The sequence below is a fragment of the Micromonospora sp. LZ37 genome (assembly GCF_059359015.1).
This window is the reverse complement of sequence record NZ_JCADBL010000006.1, coordinates 31,486-51,250: the sequence shown is the minus strand read 5'-3', so window position 1 is coordinate 51,250 and position 19,765 is coordinate 31,486. Positions and strand designations below refer to the sequence as shown.

The 19,765-nt window shown below is 73.5% G+C and carries 17 protein-coding genes; 9 read left to right on the top strand and 8 right to left on the bottom strand.

Annotated elements, in window-relative coordinates; translation table 11 throughout:
• The first annotated feature begins 82 nt into the window (after positions 1–82).
• A complete protein-coding gene (locus AC5L3Z_RS14465) occupies positions 83–1,051 on the top strand; it encodes an NAD(P)/FAD-dependent oxidoreductase (RefSeq protein WP_494842268.1) in 969 nt (322 codons plus the stop codon).
• A 188-nt stretch (positions 1,052–1,239) separates the two neighbouring features.
• The gene (locus tag AC5L3Z_RS14460) at positions 1,240–1,395 is read left to right on the top strand and encodes a hypothetical protein (RefSeq protein ID WP_494842267.1); all 156 of its coding nucleotides are present in this window, start codon (positions 1,240–1,242) and stop codon (positions 1,393–1,395) included.
• Here AC5L3Z_RS14460 and AC5L3Z_RS14455 read toward each other — a convergent pair.
• Positions 1,358–2,314 carry a DMT family transporter gene (locus AC5L3Z_RS14455; protein WP_494842265.1) on the bottom strand — a complete coding sequence of 319 codons (957 nt, stop codon included), beginning with the start codon at positions 2,312–2,314 and terminating at the stop codon, positions 1,358–1,360. The genes AC5L3Z_RS14460 and AC5L3Z_RS14455 overlap by 38 nt on opposite strands.
• Positions 2,311–3,342 carry a class II fructose-bisphosphatase gene (glpX, locus tag AC5L3Z_RS14450; RefSeq protein WP_494842264.1) on the bottom strand — a complete coding sequence of 344 codons (1,032 nt, stop codon included), beginning with the start codon at positions 3,340–3,342 and terminating at the stop codon, positions 2,311–2,313. The genes AC5L3Z_RS14455 and glpX overlap by 4 nt, the downstream gene beginning before the upstream one ends.
• 157 nt (positions 3,343–3,499) lie before the next feature.
• Here glpX and AC5L3Z_RS14445 point away from each other — a divergent pair, with 157 nt between their 5' ends.
• The 3 genes from AC5L3Z_RS14445 to AC5L3Z_RS14435 all read left to right on the top strand — a co-directional run bounded on the left by AC5L3Z_RS14445 (position 3,500) and on the right by AC5L3Z_RS14435 (position 6,285).
• Complete coding sequence (locus AC5L3Z_RS14445) at positions 3,500–4,318, top strand: DUF4245 domain-containing protein (protein ID WP_494842263.1); 819 nt, start codon at positions 3,500–3,502, stop codon at positions 4,316–4,318.
• 99 nt (positions 4,319–4,417) lie between these two features.
• The gene (locus AC5L3Z_RS14440; RefSeq protein ID WP_494842261.1) at positions 4,418–5,233 is read left to right on the top strand and encodes a hypothetical protein; all 816 of its coding nucleotides are present in this window, start codon (positions 4,418–4,420) and stop codon (positions 5,231–5,233) included.
• A 212-nt stretch (positions 5,234–5,445) separates the two neighbouring features.
• Positions 5,446–6,285, top strand: coding sequence for a hypothetical protein (locus tag AC5L3Z_RS14435; protein WP_494842259.1), 840 nt, complete (start codon positions 5,446–5,448; stop codon positions 6,283–6,285).
• 40 nt (positions 6,286–6,325) lie between these two features.
• On the opposite strand, the gene AC5L3Z_RS14430 is transcribed toward AC5L3Z_RS14435, so the two are convergent.
• Both AC5L3Z_RS14430 and xseA read right to left on the bottom strand, forming a co-directional pair.
• Positions 6,326–6,538: an exodeoxyribonuclease VII small subunit gene (locus AC5L3Z_RS14430; RefSeq protein WP_334533608.1), complete on the bottom strand. Its 213-nt coding sequence runs from the start codon at positions 6,536–6,538 to the stop codon at positions 6,326–6,328.
• Positions 6,539–6,562: 24 nt separating this feature from the next.
• Entirely contained in the window at positions 6,563–7,777 is a 1,215-nt protein-coding gene (xseA, locus tag AC5L3Z_RS14425) for an exodeoxyribonuclease VII large subunit (protein WP_334533606.1), read from the bottom strand.
• A gap of 155 nt (positions 7,778–7,932) precedes the next feature.
• On the opposite strand from xseA, the gene AC5L3Z_RS14420 reads away from it, so the two are divergent.
• Positions 7,933–8,919: a 4-hydroxy-3-methylbut-2-enyl diphosphate reductase gene (locus AC5L3Z_RS14420; protein ID WP_494842257.1), complete on the top strand. Its 987-nt coding sequence runs from the start codon at positions 7,933–7,935 to the stop codon at positions 8,917–8,919.
• A gap of 38 nt (positions 8,920–8,957) precedes the next feature.
• A complete protein-coding gene (locus AC5L3Z_RS14415; protein WP_494842255.1) occupies positions 8,958–9,389 on the top strand; it encodes a hypothetical protein in 432 nt (143 codons plus the stop codon).
• 92 nt (positions 9,390–9,481) lie between these two features.
• Here the strand turns inward: AC5L3Z_RS14415 and AC5L3Z_RS14410 are convergent, their stop codons facing one another.
• Both AC5L3Z_RS14410 and AC5L3Z_RS14405 read right to left on the bottom strand, forming a co-directional pair.
• Entirely contained in the window at positions 9,482–12,799 is a 3,318-nt protein-coding gene (locus AC5L3Z_RS14410) for a S8 family serine peptidase (RefSeq protein WP_494842253.1), read from the bottom strand.
• A 147-nt stretch (positions 12,800–12,946) separates the two neighbouring features.
• Positions 12,947–14,110 carry a DNA recombination protein RmuC gene (locus AC5L3Z_RS14405; protein WP_494842251.1) on the bottom strand — a complete coding sequence of 388 codons (1,164 nt, stop codon included), beginning with the start codon at positions 14,108–14,110 and terminating at the stop codon, positions 12,947–12,949.
• Positions 14,111–14,164: 54 nt separating this feature from the next.
• On the opposite strand from AC5L3Z_RS14405, the gene AC5L3Z_RS14400 reads away from it, so the two are divergent.
• On the top strand, positions 14,165–14,953 hold the full coding sequence (locus AC5L3Z_RS14400) for a hypothetical protein (protein WP_494842249.1): 789 nt from the start codon (positions 14,165–14,167) through the stop codon (positions 14,951–14,953).
• A gap of 101 nt (positions 14,954–15,054) precedes the next feature.
• Here AC5L3Z_RS14400 and ppc read toward each other — a convergent pair whose 3' ends face one another.
• Complete coding sequence (gene ppc, locus AC5L3Z_RS14395) at positions 15,055–17,841, bottom strand: phosphoenolpyruvate carboxylase (protein ID WP_494842248.1); 2,787 nt, start codon at positions 17,839–17,841, stop codon at positions 15,055–15,057.
• A 168-nt stretch (positions 17,842–18,009) separates the two neighbouring features.
• Here ppc and AC5L3Z_RS14390 point away from each other — a divergent pair, with 168 nt between their 5' ends.
• A complete protein-coding gene (locus AC5L3Z_RS14390; RefSeq protein ID WP_494842246.1) occupies positions 18,010–19,050 on the top strand; it encodes a S66 family peptidase in 1,041 nt (346 codons plus the stop codon).
• On the opposite strand, the gene AC5L3Z_RS14385 is transcribed toward AC5L3Z_RS14390, so the two are convergent.
• On the bottom strand, positions 19,044–19,628 hold the full coding sequence (locus AC5L3Z_RS14385) for a cyclase family protein (protein ID WP_494842245.1): 585 nt from the start codon (positions 19,626–19,628) through the stop codon (positions 19,044–19,046). The two genes, AC5L3Z_RS14390 and AC5L3Z_RS14385, sit on opposite strands and share 7 nt — an antisense overlap.
• Positions 19,629–19,765: the final 137 nt, after the last annotated feature.

The following is a 19,765-nucleotide window of genomic DNA, read 5'->3' as shown; positions in this document are numbered from 1 at the left end:
ACATGCTTGCCCGGGCGGGTCGGCGGGCCTACCGTCGGCACCAGCACGCGTTGATCCGCCAGCGGAAAGCGACGGTACGCCCATGCGCGAGGTCGATGTCGCGGTGATCGGGGCCGGCCCCACGGGCCTCTTCGCCGCGTACTACGCGGGGTTCCGCGGGCTCTCGGTGGCGGTGATCGACGCGCTGCCGGAGCCCGGCGGGCAGATCACCGCGATGTACCCGGAGAAGCTCATCCTGGACGTCGCCGGCTTCCCCGCCGTCAAGGGGCGGGACCTCGTCGCGAACCTGGTCGCCCAGGCCGCGCCCTACCACCCCGAGTACCTGCTCGGCACCCGGGCCGAGAAGCTCTCCGAGCTCGACGGGCGGCCGGTGCTCGGCCTCGCCGGCGGCGAGCAGCTGCACTGCGGGGCGGTGGTGGTGACCGGTGGGCTGGGCAGCTTCACCCCGCGCCCGCTGCCGGTGGCGGAGAGCTTCGTCGGCGGTGGTCTCGTCTACTTCGTACCGGAGCCGGCCGCGCTCGCCGGCCAGGACGTGCTGATCGTCGGCGGGGGCGACTCGGCGTTCGACTGGGCGGCGACCCTGCAACCGCTGGCCCGCTCGGTGACCCTGGTGCACCGCCGGGAGCGGTTCCGGGCGCACGCCGGCACGGTCTCCCGGGTGCTGTCGCTGCCGGTGCGGGTGGTGGTCAACGCCGAGGTGACCCGGCTGCACGGCGACGCGACGGTGAGCGCCGCCGAGATCACGGTACGGGGTGCCGCCCCGGAGACCCTGCCGGTCGACACGGTCATCGCGGCCCTGGGCTTCACCGCCGACCTGGGCCCGCTGGCGGAGTGGGGGCTGCGGCTGGACCGCCGGCACATCCTGGTGGACAGCGCGATGGCGACCAACCTGCCCCGGGTCTTCGCCGCCGGTGACATCACCGAGTACCCGGGCAAGGTGCGGCTAATCGCCACCGGCTTCGGCGAGGCGGCCACCGCCGTCAACAACGCGGCCGTCGCCATCGACCCGACCGCGCACCTCTTCCCCGGACACTCCTCCGACGCCGGCTGAACCGCGTCACCCGGTCATGTCCGGTGCGTAGGCCTGATCGATATCGGCCGCTGCCACCGTGAGGCGATGGCCGGAGCGACCCGGGACGGCGCGCCCGCCGCTCTCGCCCGGGCTGGGCCACCCGACGACGCTGGTCGGGCTGGTCGTGCTGGTGGTCGACGACCATCTGGCTGTCCCGCTCGCCCGACGTGGCGCGGGAGCCGGCCGTGCTGGCGGCGCTCGCCGGTGCGCTGTCCGGCCTGCTGCTGGCCGGGTACGCCGCCCGCCTGCTCCGCCCGACGCCGGCGCGGTTCACCGCGCCGGCCCTCACCGCCTCGCCGCGAGGGCGACCGCCACGAGGGTGAGCGCCGCGCCGGCCAGGGTCGCCGGACCGGGGTGGGACGCCTCGGTCGGCAGGATCAGGTCCAGCAGCACGGCCCCGACGATCTGGCCGGCGATGGTGGCCAGCCCGAGCAGCAGCACCCCGGTGGAGCGGACGACGCCCGCGGCGACCGCGATGAACACGATGCCGATCGGACCGCCCAGGTAGAGCCACGGCTCGCTCGGGAAGCCGCCGGGCGGCCGGCCCCGGACCGCCACCTCCACGGCGAGGATGGCGACCAGCACCACCGTGCCGACGGTGAAGTTGACCAGCGTGGCGGCGAGCGCGTTGCCGGCCGCGGCCCGGACCCGGCCGTTGACCGCCTGCTGCCAGGCGATGCCGACCCCGGCGAGCAGCGGCAGCAGGGCCAGCATCAGGGCTCCCGGGTCCCCGAGCCGGTCGCCGACCGCCAGCAGGACGGCCAGCACCGTGAGCACCGCCCCGGCCAGCCGGGCGCCGGTGACCGGCTGCGGACCGCCCGGGCCCACCCCGGCCCGGTCCACCGCCAGGCTGCTCCCGGACTGCCCGGCGACCACCGCCACGGTGAAGACGGCGACGCCCAGCGTGCCGATGGTGAGCCCCTGGGTGGCGACGAGGAACGCGCCGAACACCCCGCCGAGGCACTGCCAGGGGCGCAGCGAGCCGTCGAGCAGCGCCGCCCGCAGGGCGTGCAGGCCCCGCCGTCCGGCGGGGGTGGCGGGGACCAGCACCAGCAGCACCAGCAGGCCCACCCCGAACGAGACCACCGCCGCGGCGATGCCGTCGGCCAGGCGTACGCCCAGCTCGCCGTTGATCCGGGACTGCACGGCCACGGCGACGCCGCAGGCGGTCGCCAGCCCGACGCCGACGGCTCGCCGGACCGTCGGGACCGTCGGGCGGGCCGCGGTCCCGGTCCCGCTCACTCCTGCTCGGCCAGGGGCCGGCCGTCGAAGTCGATGGCCGAGTAGAGCGCGAGCTTCTCCAGCCGGTGGTACGAGTCGATCACCCGGATGGTGCCGCTCTTGGAGCGCATCACGATCGACTGGGTGTACGCCCCGCCGGCCTTGTAGCGCACGCCGCGCAGCAGGTCACCCGAGGTGACCCCGGTCGCCACGAAGAAGCAGTTGTCGCCGGTGACCAGGTCGTCGGTGGTGAGCACCCGGTCCAGGTCGTGCCCGGCCGCCAGCGCCTTCTCCCGCTCCTCGGCGTCGCGCGGCCAGAGCTTGGCCTGCATCGCCCCGCCCATGCACTTGAGCGCGCAGGCGGAGATGATGCCCTCCGGCGTGCCGCCGATGCCCATCAGCACGTCGACGTCGGACTCGCCGCGGGCCGCGGCGATCGAACCGGCGATGTCGCCGTCGGAGATGAACCGGATCCCCGCCCCGGTCCGCCGGATCTGCTTGACCAGGTCGTCGTGGCGGGAGCGGTCCAGGATGCAGACCGTGACCTCGGAGACGTCGGTGCCCTTGACCTTGGCGATCCGGCGGATGTTCTCGGCCGGGCCGGCGTTGATGTCGATCACGTCGGCGTAGGCCGGGCCGACGGCGAGCTTCTCCATGTAGAAGACGGCGCTCGGGTCGAACATCGCGCCCCGCTCCGAGACGGCGAGCACCGCGAGGGCGTTCGGCATGCCCTTGCTCATCAGCGTGGTCCCGTCGACCGGGTCCACCGCCACGTCCACCTCGGGACCGGTGCCGTCGCCGACCTCCTCGCCGTTGAACAGCATCGGGGCGTTGTCCTTCTCGCCCTCGCCGATCACCACGATGCCCCGCATCTGGATCGAGTTGATCAGCTTGCGCATGGCGTCGACGGCTGCCCCGTCGCCGCCCTCCTTGTCGCCCCGGCCGACCCACCGGCCGGCGGCCATGGCCGCGGCCTCGGTGACCCGGACCAGGTCGAGGGCGAGGTTACGGTCGAGATCCTGCGGGATCCGCGTCCTGGTGTTCGTCATGCGGCTTCCTCCTCGCGACGTTGCGGGGTGGACCGGCAGGTGCGGCCGTCGCCGCTGCCGGCTTTGTCGCTGATCCTCACACGATGACAGTACGTGTGCGGGGCCGGGGCGGTGGAGGGTCGGACCGGGTCACCGGCGCTGCTGCGACAATGGCTGCGTGGAGCCCGCACAGCCTGCTGACCGCGTACCCGCCGATCGGACCCCGCCGGACGGCCAGCCGCCGGTGACCCCGACCGGCCCGACCGGCGTGGCCGCCGGGACCGGGGCCGCGGCGCCGACGCCCGGGACCGGCCCGACGACCGCCGGCACCCCGACCGAGCCGGAGGCGGCGCTGGTGGAGTCGCCGGCCGCCCCGGCGAACCCCGAGCCGGCACTGGTCGAACCGGCGGGCGCCGCGCCGACCGAGGTGCCGCCGCCGGCGGCCGCCGCCCGGCCGGCCGCCGCCCGGCCGGCCCGGGCCGAGAAGTCCCGGTCCGAGCGGTCGCCGAAGGACATGGCGCTGTCGCTGCTGGTGCTGCTGATCCCGATCGCCCTGCTGATCGCCTTCTACCGGGGCTTCCTCGGTGGCGAGCAGCCCACCACGATCGACCCGGCCCCCGCCTTCGAGCAGGCCCGGTCGGCGAACGCCTTCCCGGTCAGCGAGCCCTCCGGCCTGGGTTCCGGCTGGCGTACGGTCAACGCCAGCTTCCGTACCGTCGAGGGCGGCGCCAACCTGCGCGTCGGCTACCTCACCCCGGAGGGGCGCGGCGCCCAGCTGGTGCAGAGCAGCGTCCCGCCGGAGCAGCTGCTGCCGGCCGAGCTGACCGCTCAGGGGACGCCGCAGGGGCAGACCGACCTGGCCGGGCGGAACTGGCAGCGGTACACCGCCCGGGGCAACGAACAGGCGCTGGTGCTGCTGGAGCCGGACCGGACGGTGATCGTGGTGGGCGACGCCCGGGAGAACGAGCTGCGCCAGCTCGCCGCCGCCCTCCGCTAGGTCGACGGCCCCCGTCTGTCGTTCCCTTCCGTTAGGCTGCCCCGGCTCACCACCCGGCGCACCTGACGTCGCCGGGCCCTGAATCGGAAAGAGAACTACGTGAACATTCGACGGTGGAGCCTCGGCGTCCTCGCCGCCGCCCTCTTCGTCCCCGGTCTGGCCGCCTGCAACTCGCAGGCCGCCGACTCCGGCACCGACAAGGCCGCCGCCGCCCCGGCGATCCCCGCCGACCCGAAGGAGGCGCTGCTCGCCTCCACCAAGGAGATCGGCAAGGGCAACTTCACCTTCGCCATCACCGGTGGGGAGTTCGACGGCAGCGGCACGGTGCACATGCCGTCCAAGAGCGCCGAGGTGAAGATGAAGGGCGGTGGGGGTGGCGAGGACTTCTCGATGGACCTGCACCTCGTCTTCATCGACACCGACAGCTGGGTCAAGATGGAGTTCGGCGGCCCGATGGCCGACGTCATCCCGGGCGCCAAGCAGATGAAGGGCAAGTACCAGCACCTGGACCGTGCCAAGGTCAAGGACGCCAAGGAGCTGGAGTTCGACTTCGCCGACGTCGACCCGGCCGGCAGCGAGGCGCTGACCAAGGCCGTCACCGACGTCAAGAAGACCGGTGAGGGCACGTACTCCGGCACGATCGACGGCACCAAGGCCACCGACTCCGACGTGCTCGACGCCGACGTCGTCAAGGGCCTCGGCGACAAGGCCGCCGCCCTGCCGTTCACCGCCAAGCTGGACGCCCAGGGCCGGCTGACCGAGTTCGCCGTGCAGCTGCCCGCGGCCGGCGACGCCAAGGCACAGAACGTGACCGTCACGTACGCCGACTACGGCACCGCCACCGCCGTGCAGAAGCCGCCGGCGGACAAGGTCGTCGAGGCGTCCGCGCAGGTCTACGAGATGTTCAAGAACTGACGCCGCACGTGGTGGGGCGGCAGGCCGCCCCACCACGGTCGGGCGGATGAACCTCTCGGGGATTGCGGAAGGCGACGTCAGGGAACAGAAGGGGCACGACCTCGCCGGCGAACACCAGCCGGACGGGGCTCGTGCGCCGGGGCCAGCGTCAGGGCCGCGGCGCCACGCCTCCGGCGCCCTCGATGGGCCGGACGACCCACTTGGAGAGTCACGTGACCATTCGACGCTTCAGCGCCGCGGTCTTCGCCGCGACGCTGCTCACGCCGGGCCTGGCCGCCTGCAACAGCACCGGGACCGGCGAGGCGGGGGCCTCCGCGTCCCCCACGGTCTCCGGCAGCGCCGCTCCGGGCAGCGCCGCGCCGAGCGACGCCAAGCAGGCCCTGCTGAACTCCACCCGGGAGATCAGCAACGGCAACTTCCGGTTCACCATGGCCGGTGCGGGTTCGACCGCCGAGGGCCAGGTGCACGAGCCGAGCCAGAGCGCCGAGATGCGGGTCACCATCGGCGACCCGTCGTCGGACCTGATGATGAAGCTCGACCTGATCCACTTCAAGCCGGACAGCTGGGTGAAGCTGGACCTCAGCGGCCAGGCCGCCGGCGGCATCCCCGGCGCCAACAAGCTCGCCCTCGGTAAGTACCAGCACCTCGACCAGACCCGGATCAAGGGCAACAAGTCGCTCGGCTTCGACTTCGACAAGGTGGACCCGGCCGGCAGCGAGGTGCTGACGCAGGGCATCACCGAGGTCCGGCAGACCGGCGAGGGCAGCTACGCCGGCACGCTCGACGTGTCGAAGGCGGCCGACGCCGGCTCCGTGGACCCGAGCGTGATCACCGCGCTCGGCGCGCAGGCCAAGTCGGTGCCGTTCACCGCCAAGCTGGACCCGCAGGGCCGGCTCAGCGAGATGGTGGTCCAGATCCCGGCCGCCGGGCAGAACGCCGCGCAGGAAGTGAAGATCACCTACTCGGACTACGGCAGCGCCGCCGCCGCCCAGAAGCCCCCGGCCGACCAGGTCGTCGAGGCGCCGAAGGAGTTCTACAACCTGTTCAACTGACGCCGGACGGCGGGGCGGTTCCGGCCGCCCCGCCGTCGCGTCAGCTCTCCGCGCCCTGGCGGGCCGTGTCGATCCGGGCCCGGGCGCCGTCGAGCCAGCGCTGGCAGATGTCGGCGAGCTTCTCGCCGCGCTCCCACAGCGCCAGCGACTCCTCCAGCGAGGTGCCGCCGGCCTCCAGCCGCTCCACCACCGACGCCAGCTCGGCGCGGGCCTGCTCGTAGCTGAGCCGCTCGTCGTTCTTCTCGTCAGTCATCGCGTCCATCCTTGCGCAGAGTCCTCAGCCGTCGACGGTCGCGGCCAGCTCGCCCTCGGCGAGGCGTACCCGGAGCGGATCGCCCTTGGCGACCTCGCCGGCCGCGCGGACCACGTGCCCGTCGGCGCGCTGCACGATCGCGTACCCGCGGTCGAGGGTGGCCGCCGGGGAGAGCGCGCGCAGCCGGGCCAGGGTGTGCCGCAGGTCGTCCGCGGCGGCCCCGAGCCGGTGGTCCAGGCAGCGGCCCGTCCGGTCCCGCAGCGCGGTGACCTCGGCGGCCCGCTGCTCCACCATCACCTGCGGTCGGGCCAGCACCGGACGGGAGCGGAGCAGGTCGAGGCGGTGCGACTCCCGGTCGACCAGGTTGCGGACCGCGCGCTCCAGCCGGGACCGGGCCTGGCCGATGAGCCGGACCTCCTCGGTGAGGTCGGGCACCACCCGCTTGGCCGCGTCGGTGGGCGTGGACGCGCGGACGTCGGCGACGTAGTCGACCAGCGGCGCGTCCGTCTCGTGGCCGATCGCGCTGACAACCGGCGTACGGCAGGCGAAGACCGCCCGGCAGAGCGCCTCGTCGGAGAAGGGGAGCAGGTCCTCGATGCCGCCGCCGCCCCGGGCCAGGATGATCACGTCGATGCTCGGGTCGGCGTCGAGGACCTTCAGCGCGTCGACGATCTGCGGCACCGCCGACGGCCCCTGCACCGCCACGTTGACCGTGCGGAACTCCACCGCCGGCCAGCGCCGCCGGGCGTTGGTCAGCACGTCCCGCTCGGCCGCCGAGGCGCGGCCGGTGATCAGGCCGACGCGCTGCGGCAGGAAGGGGGGCCGGCGCTTGCGCGACCGGTCGAAGAGCCCCTCCGCGGCGAGCAGCTTCTTGAGCTTCTCCAGCCGGGCCAGCAGCTCGCCGAGCCCCACCTGGCGGATCTCGTCGGCGCGCAGGCTCAACGTGCCCCGCGCCGCGTAGAACTCGGGCTTGGCGTGCAGCACCACCCGGGCGCCCTCGCGCAGCTCCGGGGCGCCGGAGTCGAGGACGTCCCGGTTGGTGGTGACGGTGAGGCTCAGGTCGGCGGAGGGGTCGCGCAGAGTGAGGAAGACCGTGCTCGCGCCGGGACGGCGGCTGATCTGCGCGACCTGCCCGTCCACCCAGACCCAGCCGAGCCGGGCGATCCAGGCGCCGACCTTCTGGCTGACCACCCGGACCGGCCAGGGCTCCTCCGGGGTGCTGCGCGGGGCGTCGGTCACCCGCCCACCCTACGGTCAGCCCCCGACGACCCGCGGCAGCCCCGACCGGGTGACCATGCGCGCTGCCGGTCCGCGCGTTCCGCCGGCCCCCGCCGCCCCCTGTGGTACGGGTCGCAGCCGCTGCCGCCGGAAAACCGGGCACGTACGATGGGCGGGTGACCCAGGCTGGAACCACCCCCCGGACCGGCAAGCGCGTGCTCCTGGCCAAGCCCCGCGGCTACTGCGCGGGCGTGGACCGGGCGGTGCAGACCGTCGAGGAGGCGCTCAAGCTCTACGGCGCCCCGATCTACGTGCGCAAGCAGATCGTGCACAACAAGCACGTGGTGCAGACCCTGGAGGCCCGGGGCGCGATCTTCGTGGAGGAGAACGAGGAGGTGCCGGAGGGCTCGACCGTCATCTTCTCCGCGCACGGCGTCGCCCCGGAGGTCTACGAGCAGGCGCGGGAGCGCTCGCTCAAGGCGATCGACGCGACCTGCCCGCTGGTCACCAAGGTGCACCAGGAGGCGAAGCGGTTCGCCGCCGAGGACTACGACATCCTGCTGATCGGCCACGAGGGGCACGAGGAGGTCGTCGGCACCGCGGGTGAGGCCCCCGCGCACATCCAGCTGGTGGACGGCCCCGACGGCGTCGACAAGGTCACCGTCCGGGACCCGAACAAGGTCGTCTGGCTCTCCCAGACCACCCTGTCGGTGGACGAGACGCTGGAGACCGTGGCCCGGCTCAAGCAGCGCCTGCCGCTGCTCCAGTCGCCGCCCAGCGACGACATCTGCTACGCCACCTCCAACCGCCAGCACGTGGTCAAGGAGATCGCCCCCGAGTGCGACGTGGTGATCGTCGTCGGCTCGCGGAACTCCTCCAACTCGGTGCGGCTGGTCGAGGTGGCCCTGGACGCCGGCGCCCGCGCCGGGCACCTGGTCGACTTCGCGCACGAGATCGACGACGCCTGGCTGGCCGGGGCCGGCACGGTCGGCGTGACCTCCGGCGCCAGCGTGCCGGACGAGCTGGTCCAGGAGGTGCTGGCCCACCTGGCCGCGCGGGGCTTCACCGACGTCGAGGAGATCGTCACCGCCAACGAGCGGCTGATCTTCTCGCTGCCACAGGAGCTCAAGCGCGACATGAAGGCCGCGGCGGCCCGGGGCTGACCGGGAACGGTCCGGGCCCGCGCTGCGTCCCATCCAGCATGAGAACCCTTCGTCTCGCCGTTCCCGCCCTGGTCGTCTGCACGGCCCTGGCCGCCTGCGGTGGCGGCACCGGCAGCGCCCTGCCGACGGGATCCCCCTCCGTGACCGCGACGCCCACCACCCCGGCGGCCAGCCCCGATCCGGGCGGCGCCACCGCCACGCCGCCGTCGCTGCCGCCCCGGACGCCGAAGCGGCCCGGTGGCGGCCCCACCCTGCCGCCACCCGCCGGTGACACCACGCTGACCGGGACGGTGACCTCCGGGGTGGAGCCGGGCTGCCTGCTGCTCGACGGCTACCTTCTGCTCGGCGGACCGCGCGACGTGCTGGCCAGCGGTACCCGGGTCACCGTCAGCGGTCGCGCCCAGCCGGACACCGTCACCACCTGCCAGGAGGGCATCCCCTTCATGGTGGAGTCCGCCCGCCGCTCCTGAGCCCGCCAGCACCGAAGGCAGGAGCCCGCCCCCGGAGTCGGGGGCGGGCTCCTGTCGTACGTGGCGGTCGCGGGACCGCCGTCAGGCGGCGGTCAGTTCACCGCACCGACCGCGACCGAGCCGCGGCCGACGACCGCGCCCTCGGTGGTGGTCACGGCCAGGTCGCCGTAGAGCTCCCGGCCGGCGGCCGGGGCGGACAGGGCGGTCACCGTACCGGTGAGGGCGGCGGTGTCGCCGTGGTTCAGCGGGAGCGGGGTGGTCGGGGCGGACAGCGTGCCCAGCGACGGCGCCGAGAACGAGTCCCGGTAGTCGTAGGCGGTGCTGGTGCCCGGACCGTCGACGGCGTACCCGTCCACCACCACCCGGTAGGTGCCGGCGGCCGGGTTGGTCAGCGTGACCGCCTCCTCCGAGTCACCGTCGGCCGAGCTGCCCACCCGGGTGGCGCCCAGGAAGACCGACAGGTCCAGATCGGCGCCGAGGTCGGCGGTGTTGCCGATCCGGGCGGTGAAGCTGGTCGCCCCGGCCGGCACCGTCACCGCGTACTCCTGCTGCGCGCCCTCGGCGATGGTCGGCCGCTCGGCGTGCACGCTGGACAGCGCGCCCCCCTGGCCGGTCACCGACACCGGGCCGAAGGTGTTGCTCAGGCCCCAGGTGACCTGGGTCGGGGTGCCGGCGGTCACCGACGGCAGTTCGACGGTGGCCGGCTCCACCTGCACGCCCTGCACCCGGGCCTGGAGCTGGAACGGGTTGTTCAGCGACGGCGAGGTGCGCCGGGACTCCACCTCGATCTCCCAGACCCCGGGAATCGGGTTCTGGTAGTCCCGCTCCTGCGGCTTGCAGGCCGCCGCGTTGGAGAAGTTGGTGTAGCAGGCGGTGCTGGCGGTGCTCTCCACCGGGATGCCGTACGGGTTGATGGCGATGAACCGGGTCTGCGAGCCGGTGGCGATGCCGGAGAGGTTGACCTGGAGCGCGCCCGCGCCGGCCGGGACGGTGACGAAGTACGAGGTGAAGCTGTTCCGGTCCACCGAGCCCTCGGCCGAGAACGAGTAAGCCGGCTTCCGTACGTCGTTGGAGACGACCACCACGGTGGAGACCTCGAAGTCGACCACGTTGGTGGCCGGGTCGTCGATGGTCATCAGCGCGCCGTGCGCCCCGTCGGTACGCGGCTTGGCGACCACGTTGACGGTGACCGTCCTGTTCAGCGGCAGCACCACCGACCGCGGGGCGGTGAAGGTGCCGTCGTTGCCGCGGAGCCGGACGTCGTGCCGGATGTTGCCGGCCGGGCCGCTGGTGCGGGTGACCTTGACCGGGTAGGTCCTGGTCTGGTCGACCCGCTGGCCGCCCTGCCCGACGGCGCACCGGTTGTAGACGCCCGCGCCCCGGTGGGGGTTCGGCACGAACGTGCCGGTGCCGGCGTCGTAGCGGGTCAGGTTCTCCGACAGCTCCGTGCAGACCGGCGCGTCCGAGGTGTACGAGCGGGCTTCGACGCCCCGGTCCAGCAGCTCCCAGGCACCCGGCACGTTGAACATGCCGTAGCCCTGGGCGTAGGTGGCGACGCCCTCGATCGGGGTGGCCGAGCTGTAGATGGCCCGACGCAGCGCGGCCGGGGTGACGCCCTGGTCGTTCGACTTGGCGGCGGAGAGCAGCAGCGCGGCGGCGCCGGCGGCCTGCGGGGCGGCCATCGAGGTGCCGTTGAGCATCTGGTAGCCCGGCGGCAGCGGGTAGCCGGCCTCGGCGACCGGCACGCCCGGCAGCCAGGTCGGCGCGGTGGAGATCGCCGAGCCGGGGGCGGCGATGTTGGGCTTGAAGCCGCCGTCCTCCCGCGGGCCGCGCGAGGAGAAGTTGAACAGGGCGTTGTCCTTGCGGACCACCGAGCCGTAGTTGGCCAGCCAGGTCTGCCTGCTGATGCTGGCCGCGACGCTGACCGCGTTGGACGCCACCGACGGGTCGCCGATGGTGTTCAGGCCCGGGCCGGAGTTGCCGGCCGAGAGGAAGAGCTGCACGCCGTAGGTGGTGATCAGGCTGTTGTAGAGCTGGGCGCGGGCGTTCGAGCCGTCGTTCAGCGCCGGCAGGCCACCGATCGACATGTTGACCACGTCGACCTTGCGGTTGATCACCAGGTCGGCCATGCCGGTGGTGAGGGCCGCGGCGGTGCAGCCGCCCGTCCAGACGCAGGCGCGGGAGGACACCAGCTTGGCGCCGGGGGCCGCGCCGTCGAGGACGCTGTTGCCGAGCATGTCGTTGGCGGCGGTGATGCCGGCGACGTGCGTGCCGTGGGTGGCCTGGACGATGCCGATGTTGACGAAGTCGGCGTACGGGCCGGGCTGCCCGTCGCCCGGGTTGGTGTCGACGTCCTCGCGGTATTCGACGACGAACGGGATCTGCTCGCGGACGGCGGTGGCCGGGTTGTCCGTGCCGAAGTGGCCGACCTGGAACTTCTCCCGGTACGGGCGCATCACCTCGTCGTCGGTGAAGTCGCGGTTGCCGTTGACGTCGACCCGGATGTCGTGGCTGTCGGCGTGGTAGAGGATCCCCCACGAGTCGGTGGTGTCCCCGTCGCGGTTGACGTCACCGCCGACCTCGCTGGTCGCGCCCGCCGGGGCGGTGATCGACTCCCGGAAGGTGGCGAACCGGTAGCTGCCGGCCGGGGCCGTCCAGCTGGTGGTGCCGACGGTGAAGGTCGGGCCGGTGACCTCGGTGACCATCGCGCGCCAGGTGGCGTCCTCGAGCGGGTCGGTCGAGGTGACCCAGTCGACGATCTTGCGCTCGCCCGTGGTGGTCTTCTGCAGCGCCGGCTGGTCCAGGTCCACGCCGGAGTCCATGATGCCGATGGTGACCCCGCGCCCGTCCCACTCGGGGTGGGCGGCCTTGAACGCCTCGGCGCCGGTCTCGTTGGTCGGCATGTACGGGTTGACCGCGCCAGTGTCGGCGCCCGGCCCGGACAGGGTCTCGCCCTGCTCGGCGGCGGTCGCGCCGTTCGGCGCGGCCTCCGGCCTCGGGTCCGGGAGCTGGATGGTCTCGTCGAGGTCGACCGCGGCGACGCCGGGCAGCGTGGCGGCCCTGAGCACCTTCGCGGTGGGAACCTTGGCCAGCACGTACCCGATGGAGTCGAAGCGCTGGCTGACCGTGCCGCCGAGATCCTTCACCGCCTCGGCGACGTCCTTCGCCTCACCCTTGTCGGTGGCGACGATCAGCGTGACGGTCGGCGCGTGCTTCGCCTCCGCCTCGGCGAGCAGCTTGGCGTCGTGCGCGCCCAGCGTCTCGACGGCGTTGGCGGGAGCGTCCGGGCTGGTCGCGGGGGCGGCGCTCGCGGTGGCGGCACCGCCCGCACCGGCCATGGCGCCGGCGGCCACGACCGTGGCGAAGAGCCCGGCGGAGGTGCGCCGGCTCAGGTTGCGGGGTTTGCTCACGTTCTCTTTCCTCCAGAGAACAGGGCCCTGAGATGACAGGGCACGCGTGAGCAGATCCTTTGTGCTGTGTCGTGGCGGTGTCACTACCGAGCGATACCTTGTGACCACTTCGTGACATGCGTGGATGCGCACTGTCACATTTGTGACCTAGGCGGACCGCTCCGGCGTGGACGCCCCGTCGAGCAGTTCCGGGGCCTGCGGCTGCCGGGGCGCCACCTCGACCTGTGCCGGGGCGGCCAGTTCCTGGTCGGAGACGCCCAGCTCGGCGAGCTTGCGCGCGCTGACCAGCACCCGCGCCTCCAACGAACCGACCGCCCGGTTGTAAGCGGTCACCGCCCCACCGAGCGAGGCGCCCAGCTTGCCGACGTGGTCACCCAGCGTGGACAGTCGCCCGTACAGCTCGCGGGCCAGCGAGTGGACGGCGACGGCGTTGCGGGCCAACGCCTCCTGCCGCCACGAGTACGCCACGGTGCGCAGCAGCGCCACCAGGGTGGCCGGGGTCGCCAGCACCACGTTGCGGGCGAACGCGTGCTCCAGCAGCGTCGGATCGCGCTGCAACGCCACGTCCAGGAACGGGTCGGCCGGCACGAAGAGCACCACGAACTCGGGAGTGGACTCGAAGGCCGCCCAGTAGGTCTTCGCGGCCAGCGCGTCCACGTGCCCGCGCAGGTGCTTGGCGTGCAGGTCGAGGTGGCTGTCCCGACCCCGCTCGTCGCGCGCCTCCATCGCGGTCAGGTACGCGTCGAACGGCGCCTTCGCGTCGACCACCACGGTGCGTCCGCCGTGCAGCCGCACCACCAGGTCCGGGCGTACCCCCTGGTGGTCGGTGGCGGCGGTGACCTGCTCGTTGAAGTCGCAGTGCTCCAGCAGGCCGGCGGCCTCGACGATCCGGCGCAGCTGGTGCTCGCCCCACCGCCCCCGCACCTGGGGCGCGCGCAGCGCCGCCACCAGCTGCTTGGTCTCGGTGCGCAGCTCGCCGGAGACGGTGCTCATGGCGCGGACCTGCTCGCGCAGCTCCGCGTAGGCGTCGACCCGGTGGTGCTCCAGCTCGGCCACCCGCTGCTCGTAGCGGCGCAGGGTGTCGTGCAGCGGGGCCACCGCCCGGGCCACCGCCTCCTGCGACTGCGCGGTCGCCTCGTAGCTGAGCGCCCGCATCGACTGCTCCAGCCGGCCCTCGCCCTCGCGGGTGGCCGCCAGGGTCGCCTCCAGCCGGGCGATCTCCGTCGCCGACCGGGCCCGGGCCGCGTACCAGCCCAGCGCGGCGCCCGCGACGAGGCAGACGACCACCACGGCCAGCGTCGAGAAGTCCATCACCAGAGCTTGCCAAACGGGTACGACCCCACGCCTGCGGGTACGTTCAGCGGCATGGAACTTCTGCTCGTGGCGATTCTCGTGGCCCTCCTGGTCGGCGGGTTCGTCTGGTGGCGGCGGGAGCAGGCGGCCCGGGAGGCGCGCAGCCTCGCCGACGTCCGCGCCGACGCCCAACGCTGGTACGAGCGCCTCGGCGGCCAGGTGATGAACCTGCACGGCGACGACCCCGCCGTACGCCAGGCGCTGGTGGACGCGGCGGAGCGCTACAACGCCGCCGGCAGCCAGCTGGAGCAGGCCGGGACGGTCCAGCAGTACCGGCTGGCCCGGGAGACCGCGCTGGAAGGGCTGGCCTACGCCCGCGCGGCGCGGGTGGCGCTGGGCCTGGACCCGGGGCCGGAGCTGCCGCCGCTGGCCGCCGCGCAGGGCGCCGGCGAGTTGACCAGGGAACGCCAGGTGCAGGTGCAGGGGGAGACGTTCAAGGCCGGCCCGCAGCCGGGCCGGGACACGCCCTACTACCACCCGGGTGGGCGTTTCCAGGGGCGGCCGGTGCCGGCGGGCTGGTACTCCACCCCGTGGTGGAAGACCGCGCTGGGCGCGGGGGCCGGCGTGATCGGCGGCCTGCTGATCGCCGACGCGCTCTTCTCGCCCGCCTTCGCCGACCCGGGCTACGGCTACGAGGCCGGCTACCAGGAGGGCTACGACGACGCCCAGGGCGCCGACGCCGACGCCCAGGGCGCCGACCAGGGCGACTTCGGCGCCGGCGACCAGGCCGGCGACTTCGGCGGCGGTGACTTCGGCGGCGGTGACTTCGGCGGGGGTGACTTCGGCGGCGGGGACATCTGACCGCCCCCGTCGATCATGCACTTGTGGTGGGCGGTTGCTACCCGCTCGATGCTTTTGCGGGGCACCACAACTGCATGATCGACGCCAGGGGGCGGGCGGGGTCAGCCGGTGTTGCGCATGCCGGCGGCGATGCCGTTGACGGTGGTGAGGAGGGCGCGCTCCAGGGCCGTACCGTCGTTCGGGGCGCGACGGCCGCCCGGTGCGGTCGCCACCGCGCGCCCGGCGGCCCCGGAGTCCCGGTACTGCCGCAGCAGCGCCACCTGGAGGTGGTGCAGCGGCTCCAGGTAGGTGTCCCGCACCGCGAGGGTGCGCTGGAGCACCGGCGAGTTCTCCAGCAGGGCCGGAGTGCCGGTCACCGCCAGCACCTCCTGCTTGGTCAGCTCGTACTCCTGCTCGATCTTGGCGAAGATCGGGTGCAGCTGCTCCGGGACCAGCGTCTCCACGTAGCGGCGGGCGATGCTCAGGTCGGTCTTGGTGAGCATCATCTCCACGTTCGACAGGAACGTGCGGAAGAAGTGCCAGTTCCGGTTCATCTCGGCGAGCACGTCCTCCAGCCCGGCCGCCCGCGCCGCCGCCAGCCCGGAGCCGACGCCGAACCAGCCCGGCACGATCTGCCGGGTCTGGGTCCAGCCGAACACCCACGGGATGGCCCGCAGCCCGGCGAGCCCGGCCCCGGTGTTGGGACGCTTCGCCGGCCGGGAGCCGATGTTGAGCGCGCCGAGCAGCTCGGTGGGGGTGGAGGCCCAGAAGTACGCCGGCAGGTCCGGGTCCTCGACCAGCGAGCGGTACGACCGGAACGCGGAGGAGGAGACCACGTCCATCGCCGCGTCCCAGCGCTCCAGCATCTCGGCCGGCTGTCGGGGCGCGGTGTGCAGCAGCGTCGCCTGGAGCACCGCGGCGACGGTCAGCTCGAGGTTCTCCCGGGCCAGCGCCGGCAGGGTGTACTTGTCGGAGATGACCTCGCCCTGCTCGGTCACCTTGATCGCGCCGTCGAGGGTGCCGTACGGCTGGGCCAGGATGGCCTCGTGGGTGGGGCCGCCGCCCCGCCCGACCGTGCCGCCGCGGCCGTGGAAGAGCCGCAGGTGCACCCCGTGCCGGGCGGCCACGTCCCGCAGCGCGCGCTGCGCCCGGTGGATCGACCACTGGCTGGTGGTGATGCCGGCCTCCTTGTTGGAGTCGGAGTAGCCCAGCATCACCTCCTGCACGTCGCCCCGGGCTGCCACCAGCGCCCGGTACGCGGGCAGCGACAGCAGCTCGTCCAGCAGCTCACCGCCGGCGTTCAGCTCGGCCGGGGTCTCCAGCAGCGGCACGATGCCGATCCGGGCCCGGCCGCTGTGCACGTCGATCAGGCCGGCCTCGCGGGCCAGCACCACCGCGGCGAGCACGTCGTCCACGCCGAGGGTCATCGAGATGATGTACGACTCGATCACCTCGGCGCCGAACCGGTCCTGCGCCTCCCGGATCGCGCCGAACACGTCGAACGTCTTCTGCGCGGCCTCGGTCAGCGGGGTGTCCACGGTGGAGAGCGGGCGGCGACCGGTCAGCTCGTCGGCGAGCAGCTTGGTGCGCTCCAGCCGGCTCAGCGCCGGATAGTCCGACACCTCGCCGACGGCCGCGTAGAGCTGGCCGAGCACCTCGTGGTGCTTCTCGGCGTGCTCCCGGACGTCCATCGTCGCCAGGTGCAGGCCGAACGCGGAAACCGTACGGATGGTGGAGGCGAGCCGGCCGACGGCGGTGAGCTGCCCCGAGTTGCGGGCCAGCGAGGCGCGCAGCAGCTCCAGGTCGGCGATCAGCTCGGCGGAGCCGCGGTAGTCGCGGCCGGGCACGTGCGGGGTGCCCCGGCGCAGCCGCTCCCGGGTGTTGGCCAGCTTCGCCTTCACGCACCGCGCCTTCAACCGGTACGGCTCCTCGGCGTTGACCCGGCGGAACCGGGGCGCCACCTCGGGGAGCGCGTCCAGGTCGGCGGCGAGGCTGGCGGAGAGGTCCAGCGACACGGCGCGCAGCCGGCGGGAGACGGACACCTCGTTGATCAGGTAGTCCATCGCCTTCTCGGTGGCGGCGATGCCGTGCTCGTGCTGGATCTGGAGCACCTCGCGGGTGACCGTCGGGGTGACGAACGGGTTGCCGTCCCGGTCGCCGCCGATCCAGGTGCCGAAGGTCAGCGGGCGGGCCGTCGGCGAGGTCTCCACGCCGAGGGTGCGCAGCGTGTCGGCCAGGTCGTCGAGCACCTGCGGCGCGGCCTCGGCGTACAGGTCGCGCAGGTAGTAGATGGCGTTGCGGGCCTCGTCGGTCGGGTCCGGACGGTCCAGCCGCAGCTCGTCGGTCTGCCACATCAGGTCGAGCAGCTCGGCCAGGCGCCGGTTGGCCGGCCCCTCGTCGCTGGCGCCGTAGAGGATGGCGTTGGCGGTCTCGGTGTCCAGCTCGTCGGCGATCGCGCGGAGCTTGGACAGGATCGAGCGGCGGGCCGCCTCGGTGGGGTGGGCGGTGAAGACGGGGCGTACCGCGAGCCGCCGGGCCGCGGCGGCGATCTCCTCGGCCGGCACCCCGCGCTCGGCGATCATCTTGGCCGCCTGGTCCAGCCAGCCGCCGTGGGTGGCCCGGCGCCGTCGCAGGTCCCGGGCCCGGTGCACCTGCTCGGTGATGTTGGCCAGGTGGAAGTAGGTGGAGAAGGCGCGGGCCAGCTTGGTGCCGGTGGTGACATCGAGCCCACCGAGCCGCTGCGCGGCGGCCGGGGCGTCGGAGCGGACCTGGGCGCGGATCTCCTCGACCAGGTCGAGCAGGGGGCGGCCCTCCTGGCGGGCCAGGGTCTGGCCGAGCAGGGTGCCGAGGCGGCGGATGTCGGCCCGCAGCGCGGCGTCCGGGCCGTCGTGATCGTGCTGGTCGGTCACGGGTGCGCTCCTTACGTGAGTACGAAGGACAGCGCTGTCCGACTCCGTCGATCGTATCCGCGCCGGCCCCGGATGTAAGGAGGACCCCCTGTGATCACCACCGCCAGAACGGCCACCTCGGCGAGGCCGGCCGAAAATTCCCTTGGTCGCGGCGGCTAGCGTCCCACCATGACGTCGCCGAGCTATCCCGCCAAGCCCGAGCCGGGGGACCGGGTCGCGGTCGTCTCACCCTCCGCCGGCCTGCCGGGTCTCTTTCCCCACGTGTACGAGCTGGGCCTGCGCCGGCTGCGTGAGGAGTTCGGCCTGGAGCCGGTGGAGTACCCGACCACCCGGGCGACCGGAGCCGGTCCACGGGAGCGGGCCCGGGACCTCACCTCGGCCTTCGCCGACCCGACGATCACCGCGGTGCTCGCCACGGTGGGCGGCGACGACCTGATCACCGTCACCCCGTATCTCGACGACGACGTGCTGCGGGCCAACCCGAAGCCGTACTTCGGCTACTCGGACAACACCAACGTCCTCAACCACCTGTACCGGCTGGGGATCGTGGCGTACCACGGCGGGTCGGTGCTGGTGCACCTCGGCCGGCCCGGCAAGCCGCACCCGCTGACTTTCGACTCGCTGCGGGCCGCCCTCTTCACCTCCGGCTGGTACGAGCTGATCCCGGCCCCGGAGTGGGGCGACGAGCCGGGGGACTGGCGCGACCCGGCGTCGCTGGCGCGCGAACCGGAGATGCTCCCCGGCGACGGCTGGCGGTGGCAGGGGCCGTCCCGCGTCGTGCGGGGGCGCACCTGGGGCGGCTGCCTGGAGATCCTGCACTGGCTGATGGCCACCGACCGGGTCCCCTCCGCCGCCGAGCTGGCCGGGTCGGTGCTGGTCATCGAGACCTCCAACGAACTGCCCACGGCGCGGGAGGTGTTCCGCATCGTGCGCGACATGGGGGAGCGGGGCCTGCTCGCCGCCTTCCCGGCGATCGTCGTCGGCCGACCCAAGGCGTGGGACTTCGACCGGCCGCTGTCGGTGCCGGAGCGGCTGTCGTGGGGCGAGGCGCAGCGGGCGGCGATCACCCGGGCGCTCGCGCCCTACCAGCCGGACGCGGTGGTGGTCTTCGACGTCGACCTCGGCCACACCGACCCGCAGCTGATCATCCCGTACGGCGGCGAGATCCGGGTGGACGGCGTCGAGCGCCGGATCTCGGTGCGTTATTGACGAGCATGCGCCGCGAAGCCGCAACATCCACTCCAGTTACGCGACATTGCGGTGTTCGGTCGTCTCGGATACCGCCACATCGCGTAACTGGAGTGGACCTTGACCCGGGGCGGCACCGACCGGCCCGGGTACGCCGGGGGATGCGGGGCCGTGAACCGGAAACCCTCCGGCGGCAGGGCGTCCAGGCCGGTCAGGTGCTCCACGACCGGGACGCCGGCGGCGAGCAGGGCGGAGTGCGCGGGCCGCTCGCCCCGGGCCGCCGGGCTCATGTCGTCGATGTTGACCGAGTCGATGCCGACCAGGGCGGCGCCGGCCTCCACCAGCGCCCGGGCGCCGTCCCCGGTGAGGTGGGGCGCCTCGGGTGCGCCGTACCGGTCGGTGCCGAAGTGCGCGGACCAGCCGGTGTGCAGCAGCACGGCGCGACCGGTGACGTCGTACGGCGCCAGCAGCGGCCGGTCCACCGCGCGCGTCCCGGCCGGTACCCGGACCAGCACGCCGGGCAGGTCGGCGAGGCGGTCCAGCGGGGTGCCGGCGAGGTATCTGTCCCGCCCCGCCGCCCCGGCCGCGAATCCGAGCAATTTTCTTCAAGACCTCCCGGGGTGGTCCGCCGGAGGATGGAACACGTCAGCCCGGAGGGGCCGCCACGGGACGGCGGTCGAAGCGGGGCACGCGGACCTTTTCGGGGAGGTCCGACGCCCCACCCGCCGGGCCTGCG

Bases quoted from the DNA above. Each gene is read 5' to 3' on its own strand.
- AC5L3Z_RS14465 (WP_494842268.1), top strand. From the start codon at position 83: ATGCGCGAGGTCGATGTCGCGGTGATCGGGGCCGGCCCCACGGGCCTC.
- glpX (WP_494842264.1), bottom strand. From the start codon at position 3,342: ATGACGAACACCAGGACGCGGATCCCGCAGGATCTCGACCGTAACCTC.
- AC5L3Z_RS14430 (WP_334533608.1), bottom strand. From the start codon at position 6,538: ATGACTGACGAGAAGAACGACGAGCGGCTCAGCTACGAGCAGGCCCGC.
- AC5L3Z_RS14415 (WP_494842255.1), top strand. From the start codon at position 8,958: ATGAGAACCCTTCGTCTCGCCGTTCCCGCCCTGGTCGTCTGCACGGCC.
- AC5L3Z_RS14405 (WP_494842251.1), bottom strand. From the start codon at position 14,110: ATGGACTTCTCGACGCTGGCCGTGGTGGTCGTCTGCCTCGTCGCGGGC.
- AC5L3Z_RS14400 (WP_494842249.1), top strand. From the start codon at position 14,165: ATGGAACTTCTGCTCGTGGCGATTCTCGTGGCCCTCCTGGTCGGCGGG.
- AC5L3Z_RS14390 (WP_494842246.1), top strand. From the start codon at position 18,010: ATGACGTCGCCGAGCTATCCCGCCAAGCCCGAGCCGGGGGACCGGGTC.